Origin of the sequence: Acinetobacter sp. V91_7 (genome assembly GCF_031799075.1) — a bacterium.
Classification (GTDB): domain Bacteria; phylum Pseudomonadota; class Gammaproteobacteria; order Pseudomonadales; family Moraxellaceae; genus Acinetobacter; species Acinetobacter calcoaceticus.
In genome coordinates, this window is sequence record NZ_JAVQNT010000043.1 from 458,524 (window position 1) to 475,690 (window position 17,167).

16 protein-coding genes are annotated in these 17,167 nt (G+C 37.6%); 11 read left to right on the top strand and 5 right to left on the bottom strand.

All coding sequences use genetic code 11. The features are described 5' to 3' along the window. The first annotated feature begins 32 nt into the window (after positions 1-32). The 3 genes from gcvH to putP all read left to right on the top strand — a co-directional run bounded on the left by gcvH (position 33) and on the right by putP (position 3,104). Positions 33-407: a glycine cleavage system protein GcvH gene (gene gcvH, locus RMB03_RS17070; RefSeq protein WP_003651425.1), complete on the top strand. Its 375-nt coding sequence runs from the start codon at positions 33-35 to the stop codon at positions 405-407. A 99-nt stretch (positions 408-506) separates the two neighbouring features. Next, positions 507-1,214, top strand: a complete 708-nt coding sequence (locus tag RMB03_RS17075) for a Sir2 family NAD-dependent protein deacetylase (protein WP_311077012.1) — start codon at positions 507-509, stop codon at positions 1,212-1,214. A 399-nt stretch (positions 1,215-1,613) separates the two neighbouring features. Continuing rightward, complete coding sequence (gene putP, locus RMB03_RS17080) at positions 1,614-3,104, top strand: sodium/proline symporter PutP (RefSeq protein WP_151744073.1); 1,491 nt, start codon at positions 1,614-1,616, stop codon at positions 3,102-3,104. A gap of 33 nt (positions 3,105-3,137) precedes the next feature. Here putP and RMB03_RS17085 read toward each other — a convergent pair whose 3' ends face one another. After that, positions 3,138-3,626 (bottom strand): Lrp/AsnC ligand binding domain-containing protein, encoded by a 489-nt coding sequence (locus tag RMB03_RS17085; RefSeq protein WP_311077013.1) that lies wholly within the window; start codon positions 3,624-3,626, stop codon positions 3,138-3,140. Between the two features lie 125 nt (positions 3,627-3,751). Here RMB03_RS17085 and putA point away from each other — a divergent pair, with 125 nt between their 5' ends. The 4 genes from putA (at position 3,752) to RMB03_RS17105 (ending at position 9,754) form a co-directional block, all read left to right on the top strand. After that, complete coding sequence (putA, locus tag RMB03_RS17090) at positions 3,752-7,504, top strand: trifunctional transcriptional regulator/proline dehydrogenase/L-glutamate gamma-semialdehyde dehydrogenase (protein ID WP_311077014.1); 3,753 nt, start codon at positions 3,752-3,754, stop codon at positions 7,502-7,504. 104 nt (positions 7,505-7,608) lie between these two features. Next, positions 7,609-8,082, top strand: a complete 474-nt coding sequence (locus RMB03_RS17095) for a GrpB family protein (RefSeq protein WP_311077015.1) — start codon at positions 7,609-7,611, stop codon at positions 8,080-8,082. 106 nt (positions 8,083-8,188) lie between these two features. After that, a complete protein-coding gene (gene trmA / locus RMB03_RS17100) occupies positions 8,189-9,274 on the top strand; it encodes a tRNA (uridine(54)-C5)-methyltransferase TrmA (protein ID WP_311077016.1) in 1,086 nt (361 codons plus the stop codon). Positions 9,275-9,523: 249 nt separating this feature from the next. Further along, a complete protein-coding gene (locus RMB03_RS17105; RefSeq protein WP_003651412.1) occupies positions 9,524-9,754 on the top strand; it encodes a hypothetical protein in 231 nt (76 codons plus the stop codon). Positions 9,755-9,789: 35 nt separating this feature from the next. Here the strand turns inward: RMB03_RS17105 and RMB03_RS17110 are convergent, their stop codons facing one another. Then, entirely contained in the window at positions 9,790-10,536 is a 747-nt protein-coding gene (locus RMB03_RS17110; RefSeq protein ID WP_311077017.1) for a phosphodiester glycosidase family protein, read from the bottom strand. A gap of 194 nt (positions 10,537-10,730) precedes the next feature. Between RMB03_RS17110 and RMB03_RS17115 the strand changes: the two genes are divergently transcribed. Further along, on the top strand, positions 10,731-11,321 hold the full coding sequence (locus RMB03_RS17115) for a lecithin retinol acyltransferase family protein (protein ID WP_311077018.1): 591 nt from the start codon (positions 10,731-10,733) through the stop codon (positions 11,319-11,321). 43 nt (positions 11,322-11,364) lie between these two features. Here the strand turns inward: RMB03_RS17115 and RMB03_RS17120 are convergent, their stop codons facing one another. Continuing rightward, a complete protein-coding gene (locus tag RMB03_RS17120) occupies positions 11,365-11,946 on the bottom strand; it encodes a YceI family protein (protein WP_005041161.1) in 582 nt (193 codons plus the stop codon). Between the two features lie 218 nt (positions 11,947-12,164). Here RMB03_RS17120 and RMB03_RS17125 point away from each other — a divergent pair, with 218 nt between their 5' ends. Then, a complete protein-coding gene (locus RMB03_RS17125; protein ID WP_045432773.1) occupies positions 12,165-12,572 on the top strand; it encodes an OsmC family protein in 408 nt (135 codons plus the stop codon). Positions 12,573-12,630: 58 nt separating this feature from the next. Here RMB03_RS17125 and tkt read toward each other — a convergent pair whose 3' ends face one another. Next, positions 12,631-14,619 (bottom strand): transketolase, encoded by a 1,989-nt coding sequence (tkt, locus tag RMB03_RS17130; protein WP_311077019.1) that lies wholly within the window; start codon positions 14,617-14,619, stop codon positions 12,631-12,633. Positions 14,620-15,157: 538 nt separating this feature from the next. Here tkt and metK point away from each other — a divergent pair. Beyond that, on the top strand, positions 15,158-16,324 hold the full coding sequence (metK, locus tag RMB03_RS17135; protein ID WP_016138342.1) for a methionine adenosyltransferase: 1,167 nt from the start codon (positions 15,158-15,160) through the stop codon (positions 16,322-16,324). A 124-nt stretch (positions 16,325-16,448) separates the two neighbouring features. Here the strand turns inward: metK and RMB03_RS17140 are convergent, their stop codons facing one another. Further along, on the bottom strand, positions 16,449-16,697 hold the full coding sequence (locus RMB03_RS17140; RefSeq protein WP_198078646.1) for a hypothetical protein: 249 nt from the start codon (positions 16,695-16,697) through the stop codon (positions 16,449-16,451). Between the two features lie 258 nt (positions 16,698-16,955). Between RMB03_RS17140 and RMB03_RS17145 the strand changes: the two genes are divergently transcribed. Continuing rightward, complete coding sequence (locus tag RMB03_RS17145; RefSeq protein WP_151744080.1) at positions 16,956-17,150, top strand: hypothetical protein; 195 nt, start codon at positions 16,956-16,958, stop codon at positions 17,148-17,150. Positions 17,151-17,167: the final 17 nt, after the last annotated feature.

The following is a 17,167-nucleotide window of genomic DNA, read 5'->3' on the forward strand; positions in this document are numbered from 1 at the left end:
AAAACTATTGGACACAAGCTTAAGGAGTTACCATGAATCACCCTTCGGAACTGAAGTATGCACGTACACATGAGTGGGTAAAAATTGAAGGTGATCTTGTTATTACAGGGATTACTGACCACGCACAAGATGAGCTTGGCGATTTGGTGTATGTCGAAACTCCTGAAGTTGGTAGTCAAGTTACAGCTGGCGAACAAGCTGGAGTTGTTGAATCAGTGAAAACTGCTTCAGACATCCATGCTCCTGTTTCAGGCACTGTAGTAGAAGTAAATACTGACCTTGAAGATGATCCTGATTTTGTAAATGATGATCCATACGGCAAAGGCTGGATTTATAAAATCAAACCAGACAATATTGCAGATGTTGAAAAACTTTTAACAAATGCGGAATATGAAGCTGGCCTATAAGATAGGTATAGTTTTCAAGATTTAATAAAAACCAGTTTAGATTTAGACTGGTTTTTTTCTTTGTTTATGCAGTTAATTTAAAATCAGTTATCTGATTCGGTGACCTATATGACAAAACTTGTTGTATTCTCTGGCGCGGGTATGAGTGCCGAAAGTGGAATTAGCACTTTTCGTGACAGTAATGGTCTATGGGAAAATTATGACATTCAGCAAGTTGCCACAGCTGAAGCATGGCAAAAGAACCCTTCTTTAGTTCAACGCTTTTATAATGAAAGACGCAAAAATATTTTAGAATCGCAACCTAATTCAGCCCATCAATATATTTCCAAGCTACAAGACTATTTTGAAGTACAAGTTATTACTCAAAACATTGATGATTTGCATGAACGCGCAGGAAGTTCCAACGTTTTACATTTGCATGGAAACATTCGGTTAGCAAAAAGCTCGGGGCCAAAGGCACAATTCACAACTCAGTTTTATGAGATTAAGGGTTGGAAATTAGACTTAGAACACGACCTTTGCCCAGATGGATATCCCCTTCGCCCACATGTAGTCTGGTTTGGTGAAGCTGTACCGGCTTATGAAGAAGCAATTAGATTAGTGCAAAGTGCAGATGTTTTTATTGTAATCGGGTCGACATTAAGCGTATATCCGGTTGCAGGATTAGTGCATGAAATTACAGATCAATGTAAAGCTTATTATATAGATCCCAAAGCAGATCATGTGCGTGTTCCCCAACAATATGAATTGTTAAAGATGTCAGCTACTCAAGGAATGCATGAACTTTTTAAGAATTTAACCAATTGACTGCTATTTTTAAGTACTAAATAAATTTAATTTGAATAAAAATTATTATTTTTGGGACAAAATTTTCTAGCTTTGTTCTAATTTCGTGCAATAAAATTTTATTCTCCATTCACTTTGTAACCAAATATAGAGTTATTTTTTTAAAAACTTATTTCTCTCAAGATAATTCAAAAAAATAAAATATTAAAAAATCATAAATACATGATTAATAATATATTTTTAAATTTATAATTTCAATTATATTTATTTACACAAAACTACAAAAAATACAATATAAAAACAACAGAGCAAAAAAATTCTTTTGTGGTTGAATCTCAACCTCTTGAATGCCGTACAAGAAAACAGCGACCTGGATTAGGTTACAATCACGGATTATGGATATAAGGACACACATCCATCATGAGTTATTTTGATCCCACCCTCATCATGTTTATGGTGTACATCGTAGCAATGGTACTTATTGGCTTATTTGCCTACCGTGCTACAAGCGACTTCTCAGATTATATTCTTGGTGGTCGTAGTTTAGGCAGTTTCGTTACTGCGTTATCCGCAGGCGCATCAGACATGAGTGGCTGGCTACTCATGGGCTTACCAGGAGCAATTTATCTTTCTGGTCTATCTGAAGCGTGGATTGCAATTGGTCTTATTATCGGTGCTTGGCTTAACTGGCTACTGGTTGCTGGTCGATTACGCGTTCATACTGAAATTCAAAACAATGCATTAACTTTGCCAGATTATTTTACAAGCCGTTTTGATGACCAGAAAAAAGTACTTCGTATTTTCTCTGCCGTTATCATCTTGGTTTTCTTCGCTATTTACTGTGCTTCAGGCATGGTGGCGGGCGCCCGTTTATTTGAAAATTTATTCGGTATGTCATACAACACTGCAATTTGGCTTAGTGCTATTGCAACCATCAGTTATGTTTGTATCGGTGGATTCTTAGCAATTAGCTGGACTGATACATTCCAAGCTGGATTGATGATTTTTGCCCTGATATTAACGCCAATCGTGACTTACCTTGCGATCGGGGACACAACTCATTTTGTTACTCTCATTGAAACTGCACGTCCGCATGCATTTAATCTCATCTCAGATTTTGGTGTGGTAGCAGTTTTATCCTCCATGGCATGGGGCCTTGGTTACTTTGGTCAACCACACATCCTTGTACGTTTCATGGCAGCAGATTCAGTAAAATCTATTCCTGCTGCTCGTCGTATCGGTATGACATGGATGATTTTATGCTTAATGGGTGCTGTAGGTGCTGGTTTCTTCGGTATTGCTTATTTTGAGCAACACCCTGAATTAGCGGCAGTTGTGAGCAAAAACCCTGAAACTGTATTTATGGAATTGACTAAAATTTTATTCAATCCATGGATTGTTGGTATCATTTTGGCTGCAATTTTAGCTGCTGTTATGAGCACGTTAAGCTGTCAACTTTTGGTATGTTCAAGTGCTCTAACTGAAGATTTATACAAAGGTTTCCTTCGTAAAAATGCATCTCAAAAAGAGCTGGTATGGGTTGGCCGTGTAATGGTTCTTGTTATTGCTGTTCTTGCAATTATTCTTGCAGGTAACCCAGATAGTAAGGTTCTTGGTCTTGTTGCTTATGCATGGGCTGGCTTCGGTGCAGCGTTTGGTCCGCTTATCATCTTGTCATTGTTCTGGAAACGTATGAATTTACAAGGTGCTTTAGCAGGTATGATCGTTGGTGCAGTTGTGGTAATTGGCTGGAAAAATCTTTTTGCAGACACTGGTGTTTACGAAATTATTCCTGGCTTTATCCTTGCATTTATCAGCATCGTTGTTGTGAGTCTTTTAACTAAAGCGCCAAATACAACAGTAACTGGACGCTTTGAACAAGCAGATAAACTCTACAAAGAAAGCGTATAATCTATCTAAATAAACTAAGGGGCTTCGGCCCCTTTATTTATTTTTAGTTTTGATTTTAATTTTTGAAGTATCCTTCACGACTTGCATCACTGGATAACTACGGGTTTCTTTTACCCCAGGTAACTGCCATAACACTTGCCCTGCAATACGTCTAAACTCTTCCATACTAGCACTTCGTAATTTAATTAAAAAATCGAAGCCCCCACTGACCATATGACACTCAACAATTTCCGGATAATGCACCACAGCATCAATAAACTCATCTAAAACATTAGGTGTCGTTTTATCCAGTAATATTTCAACAAACACCAAAAAATTAGCATTTAACTTAACAGGGTTTAACTTAGCCTCATATCCCAAGATGAATTCATCCTTCGTTAGCTTTTGGACTCGTGCCATGACAGCAGTTGGAGATAAATTCACAAGTTCGGCTAATTTACTGTTCGAAATACGCCCATCTGTTTGAAGAATATCCAAAATTTTTAAATCAATGCGATCAAGGCTTAATAATGGGCCATTCATCTGAATTTTCCTCTAAAAAATGGGATAAATATAGTGAGTTATTCGGTGTTTCTTCTGTAATGATAAATTATCTAAACCTCTCTACTCAAGATAAATAGTATGAGAGCTAGTTGGCGGAAACAGATATGAATACAATGGATACTTTTCATCAAATGGATAAATCTCACCAAGGCTATATCACCGAATTCAACGATAAAAGTGAGTTTGAACAACGCATTAACACAGCTTGGCGTCGTGCTGAACCAGAAGCTGTAGAAGAGCTATTACAAGCTGCCGCGGTATCTGATGAGTTAGATCATAAAATTTATGACCTTGCCTTTAATCTTGCCCATAACTTACGTGAACGTAAAACCTCTTCGGGTAAAGCAGGTATTGTTCAAGGGTTACTACAAGAATTCTCCCTTTCTTCACAAGAAGGCGTGGCACTCATGTGTCTTGCTGAAGCTTTGCTTCGTATTCCAGACTCAGCAACGCGTGATTTGCTTATTCGAGATAAAATCAATCAAGGCAACTGGAAAGAACACGTTGGCCAAAGCAGCTTAATGTTTGTAAATGCTGCTGCATGGGGCCTTATGCTAACTGGTAAGCTGATGGAAACTCCAAAGCAAACTAGTCTTTCAAGTGTACTTACTGGCCTTTTAGCACGTAGTGGCCGTGGCATTATTCGTAAAGCAGTCGATGTTGCAATGCGTATGATGGGTGAACAGTTTGTTACTGGTGAAACCATTGAAGAAGCTGTAGACCATGCAAAAGTACTTGAAGACAAAGGTTTCCGCTATTCTTACGACATGTTGGGTGAAGCTGCTCTAACCGAACATGATGCTGAACGTTACTTCAATGATTATACACAAGCCATCCATGCAATTGGCAAAGCGTCTAACGGTAAAGGCGTTTATGATGGCCCAGGTATCTCAATTAAGCTTTCTGCTTTACACCCTCGCTATCAACGCGCGCAAATTGAACGTGTTCATCAAGAACTTTATGGCAAAGTATTCGAACTCGCTCTTTTAGCAAAACAATACAACATCGGTTTAAATATCGATGCAGAAGAATCAGAACGTTTAGAAATTTCTCTTGAATTACTTGAACGTCTTTGCTTCGAACCAGAACTTGCAAACTGGAAAGGCATTGGCTTCGTTATTCAAGCGTACCAAAAACGCTGTTTCTTCGTGGTTGATTATATTATCGATCTTGCTAAGCGCAGCCAAAAGCGCCTCATGATCCGTCTTGTGAAAGGTGCGTATTGGGATAGCGAAATCAAGAAAGCACAAATCGAAGGTATGGATGACTATCCTGTCTTCACTCGTAAGGTGCATACTGATTTATCTTATATCGCTTGTGCTAAAAAATTACTTGCAGCACCAGAGTTCATCTATCCGCAATTTGCAACTCATAATGCTCAAACGTTAGCAACGATTTATCATTTAGCTGATCCAAGCAAATATTATGCTGGTCAATATGAGTTCCAATGCCTACATGGTATGGGTGAGCCACTTTATGAACAAGTTGTTGGCCCACGTGAGCAAAATAAATTAGGCGTACCATGCCGTATTTATGCTCCTGTTGGTAACCATGAAACTTTGTTGGCTTACTTAGTTCGCCGTTTACTTGAAAATGGTGCAAATACTTCATTTGTTAACCGTATTGCCGATAAAACACTTAAAGTTGAAGATCTGATTCAGTCTCCAATTTACGATATTCGCAATGCAGCTAAACTTGAAGGTTCAGTTGGCTTAAAACACCCATCTATTCCGTTACCTTTAGACATGTATGGTTCGCTCCGTAAAAACTCTAAAGGATATGATTTAGCTAATGATGCTCCACTTGAAGCATTAGATCAGACAGCTCAACAACTGCGTAGTCGTATTTGGCAAAGCTATCCATTATTGGCAGATAATGGTTCTTTAGAACAAGGTCATTCTGTTGCAATTACAAACCCAGCACAAAATGATGAAATTGTTGGGCATGTACAAGAAGCTGATCTAAAGCATGTAGAAGTTGCACTTAATGCAGCTGAACAAGCTCAGTCTGAATGGGCTAATACTCCTAAAGATCAACGTGCTCAATACTTAAAACGTGCAGCTGACCTGATGGAAAGCCGTATTGAAGAGTTAATGGTATTGCTTTGCCGTGAAAGTGGTAAAACCTATGCCAATGCGATTGCTGAAGTTCGTGAAGCTGTAGATTTCTTACGTTACTACGCAACTCAAGTTGAGAACCTTCCAGCTAATACAATCATTCAGCCTTTAGGTACTGTACTTTGCATTAGCCCATGGAACTTCCCTCTTGCGATTTTCTCAGGCCAAATCGCGGCTGCATTAGTCAGCGGTAACTGTGTTATTGCTAAACCTGCCGAACAGACTCCATTAATTGCAGCTCAAGCAGTGCAAATTTTATGGGAAGCTGGTATCCCTCATGGCGCTGTGCAGTTATTGCCAGGTCGTGGTGAAACAGTTGGAGCTCAACTCAGCCAAGATAGCCGTATCGATGGCATCATGTTTACAGGTTCGACTGAAGTTGCAAAAATTTTACAGAAGACTGTTGCAAAACGTTTATCTGAAAATGGACAGTCAATTCCTCTCATTGCAGAAACTGGTGGTCAAAATGCAATGATTGTGGACTCATCAGCTTTAACTGAACAAGTCGTACTTGATGTTGTAAGTTCAGCTTTTGATAGCGCTGGTCAACGTTGTTCTGCTTTACGTATTTTATGTGTACAAGAAGACAGTGCTGCAACCGTTATTAAAATGCTTAAAGGTGCAATGCAACAGTTGAGCGTAGGTAACCCTGCCATTTTAAAAACTGACATTGGTCCTGTTATTGATGTTGAAGCAAAACAGACGATTGATCAGCACATCCAAAAAATGAAGTCTAAAGGCTATCCGGTACATCAGCTAATGTTTGGTGCAACGAGCCAGAATGAATTAGATAAAGGAACTTTTGTTGTACCAACAGCAATTGAGTTACCTAACCTTGATGATTTACAACGTGAAGTCTTTGGTCCAGTTTTACACATCATTACCTATAAGTATGGCGAGCTTGAGCAACTCATCTCGCGAATTAATGCCAAAGGTTATGGTTTAACAATGGGTTTACACACCCGTATTGATCAAACGATCCAAACAGTGATTCAACATGCTGAAGTTGGTAACCTTTATATCAACCGAAATATTGTTGGTGCTGTTGTTGGTGTTCAACCATTCGGTGGTGAAGGTTTATCTGGGACAGGTCCAAAAGCTGGTGGTCCGCTTTACATGTATCGCTTAATGCAACATTGTTCAAATAAAGTATTGGCAACCCCGTTTGCCATGAAAAATGAACAAACTGCTTTTGAAGGCTTTAACCGTGAAGTTTATCAGAGCTTACAAAATTGGGCGAAACAACATTTACCGCAAGAAAATCGCGAAATTGAACCATTTGGTGTTGGTAAATTCTATGAGTTACAAGGCCCTACTGGGGAAAGTAACCAATATATTATTTTGCCACGTCAACGTGTTCTTTCAATCGCTGACACAGAACAAAATCAGTTGCATCAATTGCTCGCAATTTTTGCAGTTGGTAGCCAAGCTGCGGTAATGCCTAATAGTCCATTATTGGCAAAATATAAACAAACATTGCCAAAGGATGTGCTTGCTGCAATTTCCACGATTAAAAACATCAGTTCAGATGATTTTGATGCAGTTTTACATCATGGTAACCGCGAAGAAATCTTCTCATTACAGCAAGAAGTTGCTACTCGTTCTGGTGCAATTGTGGGTATTACACATGTTGAGCCAAATGAGACTATTCCACTTGAACGTTTAGTAATTGAACGTGCAATTAGTGTGAATACAGCTGCTGCTGGTGGTAATGCAAGCTTAATGACAATGTCTGATTAATACGTAAGTTTCTAAAAAAGCCCAAATCTAGCATTTGGGCTTTTTTATTTAATAAAGTAATCTTTTCTTAAATATATAAACTTTATCAATTCGAGATTCTAATAATGATCTTTTTAGAACCAGAACAATATCAAAAAAAATGCGCTCAGCTTTTTAATTCATATCAAAAAGATATTTCAACACTACTACCATTTGCCAGAATTGAGCATATTGGTTCATCTTCAATACCGAATGCAATTTCAAAGGGTGATTTAGATATTTATATTGAAGTTAAGCCTGAGCAGTTTGAAGTTGCAATTGAAGGGTTAAAAACTCTTAACTTTATAGAAAAGCAAAATACGCTAAAAACACATGAACTTTGTATGCTTGAGTCACTCAATAACGATGATGTTGCTTTTCAAATTGTAGCTACAGGTTCAAAGTTCACATTTTTCTTAACATTTAGAAATAAGCTTACCGCTTCTCCAGCACTGGTCGATGAATATAATCAATTAAAATTACAGTGTAGTCATTTAGATCACGATCAATATAGAACAATAAAATCAGATTTTATTACTCGCATTTTGAAACATCCATAATTTTAACGACAGTCATCCTTATTGATATCTAGCTAAAATTGGCTCCTGTAACTCCGTTTTTTTTGATACCATTCACTATTTGATTCTGTCTAAATTTTCTTTGTCTATGACCTCTTCTTATCATCAACAACTTCAAACTAAAATTGACCGCATTACTGCCCAATTTTCTGAATTTACTCCACCTACATTAGAAGTGTTTGAGTCACCTGAACAACATTTCCGTATGCGTGCTGAGTTTCGTATCTGGCATACAGAAAATGACATGTTCTATGCCATGTTTGAACGTAACGATGATGACAAACAAAAAACCGTTTTACGCATTGATGAATTCCCCATTGCAGACCAAAGCATTAATGATTTAATGCCAAAACTTTTGGAAGAACTCAAAGCAGAACCTAAACTTTCGAGCCGTTTATTTGAAGCTGATTTTCTTGCAACACTTAGCGGGGAAATGTTAGTTACATTAATCTATCACCGTAAACTAGATCAGGAATGGGAACAAGCAGCTAAAGCGCTTGCTGAGAAGTTAGACATTAAGATTATGGGTCGTAGTCGTGGTCAAAAAATTATTATTGGCGATGACTTTGTCGTAGAAGAATTTGAACTTTTAAATCGTTCATTTAAATACAAACAAATCGAAAGTAGCTTTACTCAGCCGAACGCACAAGTTTGCAAAAAAATGCTGCAATGGGCGTGTGATGCAGCTGAAGGATCGAAAAAACACTTACTAGAACTTTATTGTGGTAATGGTAACTTTACTCTTCCTCTTTCTTTAAAGTTTGAACGTGTTCTAGCAACAGAACTTGCAAAATCTTCCGTTTATGCTGCTCAATGGAACATCGAGCAAAACCAGATTGATAATATTCAAGTAGCCCGTCTTTCAGCTGAAGAATTTACTCAAGCCTATCAGGGTGAGCGCGAATTCCGCCGCTTACAAGAAGCGAATATTGATATCCAAAGTTATGACTTTGATACCGTATTTGTTGATCCCCCGCGCGCAGGGATTGATGATGAAACTTTAAAACTTTTACAAGGTTTTGAACGGATTATCTACATTTCATGTAACCCCGATACACTGTATGAGAACCTAAAAATATTAGGTTTAACTCATCGTATTACCAAGTTTGTATTATTCGATCAGTTCCCATATACCCATCATGTGGAATCGGGTGTGTTACTTGAGAAGATTTAAACAAAATCTTTCATTGTAAATTTAAAATCAAAGGAGGTTACATACCTCCTTATTTTTTAATGATTTTTTGTTTAAGTACTTAAATTTTCAAAAAATATCAAGTCATCTATCCGTCATAATTTCGTTTAACTCACGCATTCCTATCGAAAATTCTCGAGTTCAATTGGTGGATTTATCACTTATAGAGACTTGTATTTTATTTTAAATTGGCTATATTTCGAGCTATGTTAGATTGTATATGAAGGCTCTATGAGTTTTTGGCAAAAGCTGTTCTTAGCAGATCAACAGCATAACGAGCATAAAAACCAAACTGCTTGTGTTGAAAATGACTGCTCATGTAAAACAAATGAACAACTTCTAAGTGCTCTTGCACTAGCAACAGATGAAGATGTCATTAAGGGAATAAAGAAAGTTCTTATTTCCCGTGGTTATAGCCGAAAAGAGTTGAATGAACTCACTCAAAAACCATCTATCCATTAATTAAAAAGCCAGTCTTGTACTGGCTTTTTTATATTTCACTTTAATCTACACTCTGTCTGATCTACCCAACCAACAATTGGTCCCATTTCAAATTGTTGATCATTACGCTTGTCTTTTTGAACATATAAACTAGAAATAGAACCATCAAGATATAAAGCCTGCTCTACCTTAAGATTTCTTTGAAAGAACTGAGCAAACTTGTAGAAACTCACACTATTCTTCGATATTACAAAGTAGAGTTTATTATTTCGAATACCGACTCCATTACGAATTTTATTTGATTGAGAATCTGGTAAAAAAAGGGAATTTATCTTTCCATCTATCACTAACATCGGGCCAGATTGTGTCGCATAATCAACGTTGAAATCTCGGCGACTGTATTGCTGCGTTGTTAAAATGAAGGCCTGCTTTTTATTCCAACTTAACACCCCATTAGGCTGCAAAAAGAAATTTCCAAATCCTTTACTTTTATTTAGTGGCTGAATCACCTTAGCTTTTTCAACATACAGCCCTACTGGAGAAAATCCCGGATGGAACATCCCTGCATTCATTGCGAAAGAAAGTCGCTCACATTGCTTTAAATGTTCCTGAACATTGTTAAAGCTTTTGTGATACTGCTGATTATTAGAATTCTTAAGAAACAACCGTAACTGTTTTAAATTGCTAATTGAAACCACATCATATTGGTCGCCTTCCGCTGTTTTAACTTGCTGGTGTTCTATCGCATAGACAGACTGAATCAAAAGCCCATATATAGTTAAGCACCACATCAACCATTTCATTTAATACCACCAGACATGACATTTTTTCTTCATATTAAATCTTTAAATTAGATACAATAAACACAATTATAATTGGATATGTACCAAACTCATCCATTCGACGTAATCAATACACTCGAAAATTTCTATATTGGTTATAATGGTTAGCAGCTTTTCAATAAAAGCCATTTACACTTTATTGGATCAGCGTAAGCATGCAACAACCGAATAAGCGCTACCCTTTGGGGGCTCATCTCATCGTAAAGCATCTCGGCTATAGCCATCATGGTATATACGCAGGGAGAGGTCGAGTTATCCATTATTCAGGCTTAGCGCATTTCATCAAAAAACGCCCCATTGAAATTACCTCAATAGATGCATTTTCGCATGGCAAAAAAATACACATTCGCTCTTATGACACGCCACGCTATAAAGGAAGAGCTGTCGTGCGCCGAATGCGTTCACGTATGCATGAAAACCACTACCATCTAATTATTAATAACTGTGAACATTTATGTAGTTGGGCAATTACCGGAATCGAAAGTAGTACCCAAGTTGAACGTATGATGCATCGATTAACGACCATAGGTTATGTAAGTTCAATCATGAGCTATATGAATGGGATGATGCTCACAGTTGCAACGACATGTTTTGCTCTTGTTCTTTATATTAAAAAGAAATTGCGTGATCAGGCAAAAATGAAGGTCCCTACTTATCAATTTCTTAGAGAAAAATCTGAAAAAAGGAATATTGATCCTTCAGTCCCCTTAGTGTTTATAGATCCAGATAAAAAAGAACCAATTTAATAAAAAAGCCCTCAAATATGAGAGCTTTTAGAAAACTTAAAACTTATTTTTTATCAACTTTTGCTTCAGTCGTAATGTTTACAGTGATTTTATCACCAACATTAGGCACATAGTTTCCTAGACCAAAGTCAGAACGCTTGAATGAAGTTGTAGCATTAAAACCAATCGCTGGAACTTTTGCCATTGGGTGTTCGCCTTGCTTGTTTAAAACAGCATCAAGTACAACAGGCTTAGTTACACCTTTAACAGTTAAGTCACCAGTAATTTTAAAGTGCTTTTTGTCTTTAGTTTCAACTTTAGTACTTTTAAACGTAATGTTTGGATATTTAGCAGCATTAAACCAAGCTTCTTCTTGGAACTCTTTATCCAAAGCAGGAACGTTTGTATTTACACTGCTTAAAGGAATAGTCACATTTACAGATGAGTTTGCTGGTTTAGCATTATCAACTTTAATTACACCTTGGATATCCGAGAAATTAGCGCTTGGAGTAGAGAAACCAAAGTGATTCCACGAGAAAACAGTAGCTGTATGTGTAGGATCAATTTTGTAGTCCACTGGCGCAGCTAAAGTAACTGAACTAGCCAATGCTACTGCCAAACCAAAGCTTAGTGTTTTAAGATGCATTTTTCGTATCCTTTATTGATATAGTCGTTAGTGTATACATCAAGTAATTTAATTCACTATTCTTTATAAAACGATATGTTTCATCCATGCAACAATAAAAGCGTTACAGTTATTATTTAAAAACAATATTATAAGATATCGGTGTTGTCATACCGTTTCCGAACTCTCAAATTAATTCGTTTTTACTTCGACTTTATTGATCAATAACAAGGTAAAACATGGCTAATACTGCTCAAGCACAAAGTACTTCCACTCCATATCGAGTAACTCTGACCGATCCTTCGGGTCACCAATGGTTTGCTGATGAGCCTACAGACAAAGGTGGTCTAGATACTGCTCCAAACCCAGTTCAAATCTTACTATCTGCTTTAGGCGCTTGTACCACCATCACACTAGAGATGTATGCGAATCTTAAAGGTATTAAGCTTGATCATGTTCAAGTTGATTTAGTATTAAACCCAAATGGTGAACCAGAGAAAGGCCAAAATAATATTGAACGCAAAATCACGCTCAAAGGTGAATTCAGTGAAGATCAACACAAGCGTTTATTAAAAGTTGCCGAGAACTGCCCCATTCATAAGTTACTCACTTCTCAAATTAATATTCAAACCGAACTTAGCATTTAACCTTTCAGATATAAAAAAAGCGCTCCCTATGGAGCGCTTTTTTACACTACTTTAATATTTAAGCAGTTAATTCTTTTACTGCTGCAACAACAGCTTCAGTTGTAATACCAAAGAATTGGAACAAATCTTTTGCTGGTGCAGATTCACCATAAGTTGTCATACCAATTACTTTGCCATCAAGACCAACAAACTTCCACCAGTAGTCAACATGAGCTGCTTCAACTGCAACACGCGCACGGATATGAGCTGGTAATACAGCTTCACGATATGCAGCGTCTTGTTTCATAAATTCTTCTGCACATGGCATAGAAACTACACGCACACCGTCAAGTTGAGCATAAGCTTCCATTGCTAAAGAAATTTCAGAACCAGTTGCAATAATAATTGCTTTTAATTCGCCTTTTTCTTGAGCAAGAACATAACCACCTTTTGCAACATTTTGAATTTGTTCTTCAGAACGTGTTTGGAATGGTAAGTTTTGACGAGAGAAAATGAGTGCTGTAGGGCCATCTTTACGCTCTAAAGCAGATTTCCATGCAGTAGCAGTTTCTACAGTATCAGCAGGACGCCATGTATTTAGGTTAGGTGTACCGCGTAAAGAAGCAATTTGTTCGATTGGTTGATGAGTTGGACCATCTTCACCCAAACCAATTGAGTCATGTGTATAAACATGAATTACACGTTGTTTCATCAATGCAGACATACGTACTGCATTACGCGCATATTCCATAAACATTAAGAATGTTGCAACGTAAGGAACAAAACCACCATGTAATGCAACGCCATTGGCAATTGCAGTCATACCGAACTCACGTACGCCATAATATACGTAGTTACCAGCTGGGTTCTCTTGAATACCTTGGCAACCTTTCCAAAGCGTTAAGTTAGAACCCGCTAAGTCAGCAGAACCACCTAGCAATTCAGGCAATAAAGGACCAAATGCTTGTAATGTGTTTTGGCTTGCTTTACGTGTTGCGATTGTCTCGCCTTTCGCATTTGTTTCACGAATGAATGCATCTGCTTGCGCTGCAAATTCAGCTGGTAAGTCACCGCTAATACGACGAAGTAACTCAGCTGCTTCAGTTGGATATTTTGCTTGATACTGTGCAAATACCGCATCCCAAGCTGCTTCAGATTCAGTACCTTTTGCTTTCGCGTCCCATGCAGCATATACATCAGTAGGAATAACGAATGCTTCTTCTTTCCAGCCTAATGCTTCACGAGTTAAAGTAATCTCATCTTTACCTAATGGCGCACCATGACAGTCTTCTTTACCCTGCTTATTTGGTGAACCTAAACCAATAATGGTTTTACACATAATAATGGTTGGTTTTTGAGTTTCAGCTTTTGCTTCGATTGTTGCTTGACGAATCGCATCAGCATCATGACCATCTACACGAAGAACTTGCCAACCATAGGCTTTAAAACGCTCTTCTGTATCATCGCTGAACCAGCCTTCTACTTCACCATCAATTGAAATGCCATTATCATCATAATAAGCAATCAATTTACCAAGTTGTAAAGTACCTGCTAAAGAACATACTTCGTGAGAAATACCTTCCATTAAACAGCCATCGCCCAAGAAACAGTAAGTAAAATGATCTACAACGTTTAAATCATCTTTATTGAACTGGGCAGCTAAAGTCTTTTCTGCCAATGCAAAACCAACAGCATTAGCAATACCTTGACCTAAAGGACCAGTCGTTGTTTCGATACCTGGTGCATAACCATATTCAGGGTGACCAGGAGTTTTTGAATGTAATTGACGGAACTGTTTTAAATCTTCAATTGAAAGATCATAACCTGTTAAATGAAGCAAAGCGTATTGCAACATTGAGCCATGGCCGTTTGATAAAACGAAACGGTCGCGGTTTGCCCATTGTGGATTAGTTGGGTTGTGATTTAAAAACTCGCGCCAGACGACGTCAGCAATATCTGCCATCCCCATTGGAGCACCAGGATGCCCTGAGTTTGCCTGTTGCACAGCATCCATTGCCAATACACGAATTGCATTTGCAATACGACGTTCGTTTAAAGGGGTCGCCATAAGATCAGAATCCAATTTTAATAGATTGATGAAAAGAAGAAGATGAATAACAATTCAATGCCGCTATATTGTCTTAAAAAAAAGGCTGAGGGTAAACCCCAACATAGTATATTTCTTTATTTTTAACCGTTTCTTGGTTACACAAAAAACATTTGAACCTTTAAGTTATACAAAACAGTGCTCATTTTTTTAAATACTGCTCCCCTATACGAGCAGGCAGTTCTATTAGACTTTGATATATAGATAAAATATTGTGAAATCTCTATCTAGATCGATCATGTTTCTTTTCTTTAAAATCCAACTTGTAAGACATCATCTTTTTGTTAAACCATATGTCTAAAAAACGTACTAACAACAAATTATTAAAATACCAATACTTTAAATAAATACTCTTTATATCAATTTTACTAATACACTTATCAATTAAAACACAGTATAAATGAAACAAATTCATGCTTTTTGGTCAGTATGAACTGGTCCTCAAGCTCAAGTCGATGTAACATATTATGTCTTTTGAAATAACCAAGATAGGACTTTCATGCGCGAGTACGCTGTTTTTACCTCGGAATCTGTAAGCGAAGGTCATCCTGATAAAATGGCCGACCAAATTAGCGACGCTATTTTGGATGCAATCTTAAAAGAAGACCCATACGCACGTGTTGCTTGTGAAACACTGGTAAAAACAGGCGCTGTTGTACTTGCTGGTGAAGTAACAACGACTGCTAATATTGATGTTGAAGCTGTTGTTCGTAATACCGTTAACGGTATTGGATACCACCACTCTGATCTTGGCTTTGATGGATCAACATGTGCTGTAATCAATATGATTGGTAAACAATCACCAGAGATTGCACAAGGTGTAGACCGTCAAAAACCTGAAGATCAAGGTGCCGGTGACCAAGGTTTGATGTTCGGTTATGCAAGCCGTGAAACAGATGTGTTAATGCCTGCTCCGATTTCTTATGCTCACCGTTTAATGGAACGTCAAGCTGAACTTCGTCGCTCAGGCGCACTTCCATGGTTACGCCCAGATGCAAAAAGCCAAGTTACTTTTGCATATGAAAATGGCAAACCTGTACGTCTAGATGCAGTCGTTTTGTCTACTCAACATGATCCTGAAATTACTCAAAGCCAGCTTAAAGAAGCGATCATTGAGGAAATTATCAAGCCGATCATTCCTGCTGAAATGTTCCACGCTGCGACTAAATTCCATATTAACCCAACAGGTATGTTCGTTATTGGCGGTCCTGTAGGCGACTGTGGTTTAACAGGCCGTAAAATTATTGTTGATACCTACGGTGGTATGGCTCGTCACGGCGGTGGTGCTTTCTCTGGTAAAGATCCATCTAAAGTTGACCGTTCTGCTGCATATGCAGGCCGTTATGTTGCAAAAAATATTGTAGCAGCTGGTCTTGCTGACAAATGTGAAATTCAGGTGAGTTACGCAATTGGTGTAGCAGAACCTACTTCAATTTCAATTAATACTTTTGGTACAGCAAAAGTTTCTGATGAGTTGATTATTCAACTCGTACGTGATCATTTCGATTTAAGACCGTTTGGTATTACTCGTATGCTGGATCTTATTCAGCCAATGTATAAACAAACTGCGGCTTATGGTCACTTTGGTCGCGAAGGATCAGATACTGCATTTACATGGGAAAAAACTGATAAAGTTGAAGCTCTTAAAGATGCTGCTGGCCTCTAATACAAAGTCATAAAAAAGCCCGCCAATGAGCGGGCTTTTTTATAGTTCAAATTTCATAATATGTAGGGTTTACTCTTCTAGCAACCATCCTTGATGCCATATCATTTATAGCTCTGATCAAAATTTATTGTCTTGTGGTTTTATCATCCTGATTTAATACATCAAGTAATGTTGACTGCGTCGGAGTATCTTGATGGTTCTGTACATATATATGGACAACTTTAAATACAATGACAACTGCTAGACAAGCCATCACACAAAACATCCACAAACCATACGGGCTTCGAATATGTTGCGAACCACAATATGGACATGATTTATCAGTTGATGCCACAACTTTGTCGCAACACGCACAATGGTATTGATATAGCATAGGTAACCCTCCTTCCCTCATTTCAACCGTTGTTTTTTTAATAGGTTTGCTGCATTTTTAATTTATACATCCTTTATATTTATCCTATGTGAAATGAAAAGATAATTCAATCTGAATGAACAATTGAGTCAATTAAAAAATATTTTTAAAATACAAAAAGATAAGTTAAATATTATTTTTTTGGCACTATTTTTCTTATTTTGATATTTTGCCAAATTTGCTAAAATAAGCGAATAATCTCACATTTTAGGTCAATGCATGTCAGATACACAGCTCATTAATAAGGGTGGCTTTCGCGAAAGAGCCAACCGAAGTCGAGGTTATCAACAATCTGAAAACAAGCAAACCGCTCTACCTTCAAATAAATATCAACCGCAGTCGAAACCACATGAAGAAACTAAATTAGAAATGGATGATATTGATTCATCGACTTCGGATTGCCAAAATAAATAATTATTTAAAAATAAAAA

Bases quoted from the DNA above. Each gene is read 5' to 3' on its own strand.
- gcvH (WP_003651425.1), top strand. From the start codon at position 33: ATGAATCACCCTTCGGAACTGAAGTATGCACGTACACATGAGTGGGTA.
- putP (WP_151744073.1), top strand. From the start codon at position 1,614: ATGAGTTATTTTGATCCCACCCTCATCATGTTTATGGTGTACATCGTA.
- RMB03_RS17085 (WP_311077013.1), bottom strand. From the start codon at position 3,626: ATGAATGGCCCATTATTAAGCCTTGATCGCATTGATTTAAAAATTTTG.
- putA (WP_311077014.1), top strand. From the start codon at position 3,752: ATGAATACAATGGATACTTTTCATCAAATGGATAAATCTCACCAAGGC.
- RMB03_RS17095 (WP_311077015.1), top strand. From the start codon at position 7,609: ATGATCTTTTTAGAACCAGAACAATATCAAAAAAAATGCGCTCAGCTT.
- trmA (WP_311077016.1), top strand. From the start codon at position 8,189: ATGACCTCTTCTTATCATCAACAACTTCAAACTAAAATTGACCGCATT.
- RMB03_RS17105 (WP_003651412.1), top strand. From the start codon at position 9,524: ATGAGTTTTTGGCAAAAGCTGTTCTTAGCAGATCAACAGCATAACGAG.
- RMB03_RS17110 (WP_311077017.1), bottom strand. From the start codon at position 10,536: ATGAAATGGTTGATGTGGTGCTTAACTATATATGGGCTTTTGATTCAG.
- RMB03_RS17115 (WP_311077018.1), top strand. From the start codon at position 10,731: ATGCAACAACCGAATAAGCGCTACCCTTTGGGGGCTCATCTCATCGTA.
- RMB03_RS17120 (WP_005041161.1), bottom strand. From the start codon at position 11,946: ATGCATCTTAAAACACTAAGCTTTGGTTTGGCAGTAGCATTGGCTAGT.
- RMB03_RS17125 (WP_045432773.1), top strand. From the start codon at position 12,165: ATGGCTAATACTGCTCAAGCACAAAGTACTTCCACTCCATATCGAGTA.
- tkt (WP_311077019.1), bottom strand. From the start codon at position 14,619: ATGGCGACCCCTTTAAACGAACGTCGTATTGCAAATGCAATTCGTGTA.
- metK (WP_016138342.1), top strand. From the start codon at position 15,158: ATGCGCGAGTACGCTGTTTTTACCTCGGAATCTGTAAGCGAAGGTCAT.
- RMB03_RS17140 (WP_198078646.1), bottom strand. From the start codon at position 16,697: ATGCTATATCAATACCATTGTGCGTGTTGCGACAAAGTTGTGGCATCA.
- RMB03_RS17145 (WP_151744080.1), top strand. From the start codon at position 16,956: ATGTCAGATACACAGCTCATTAATAAGGGTGGCTTTCGCGAAAGAGCC.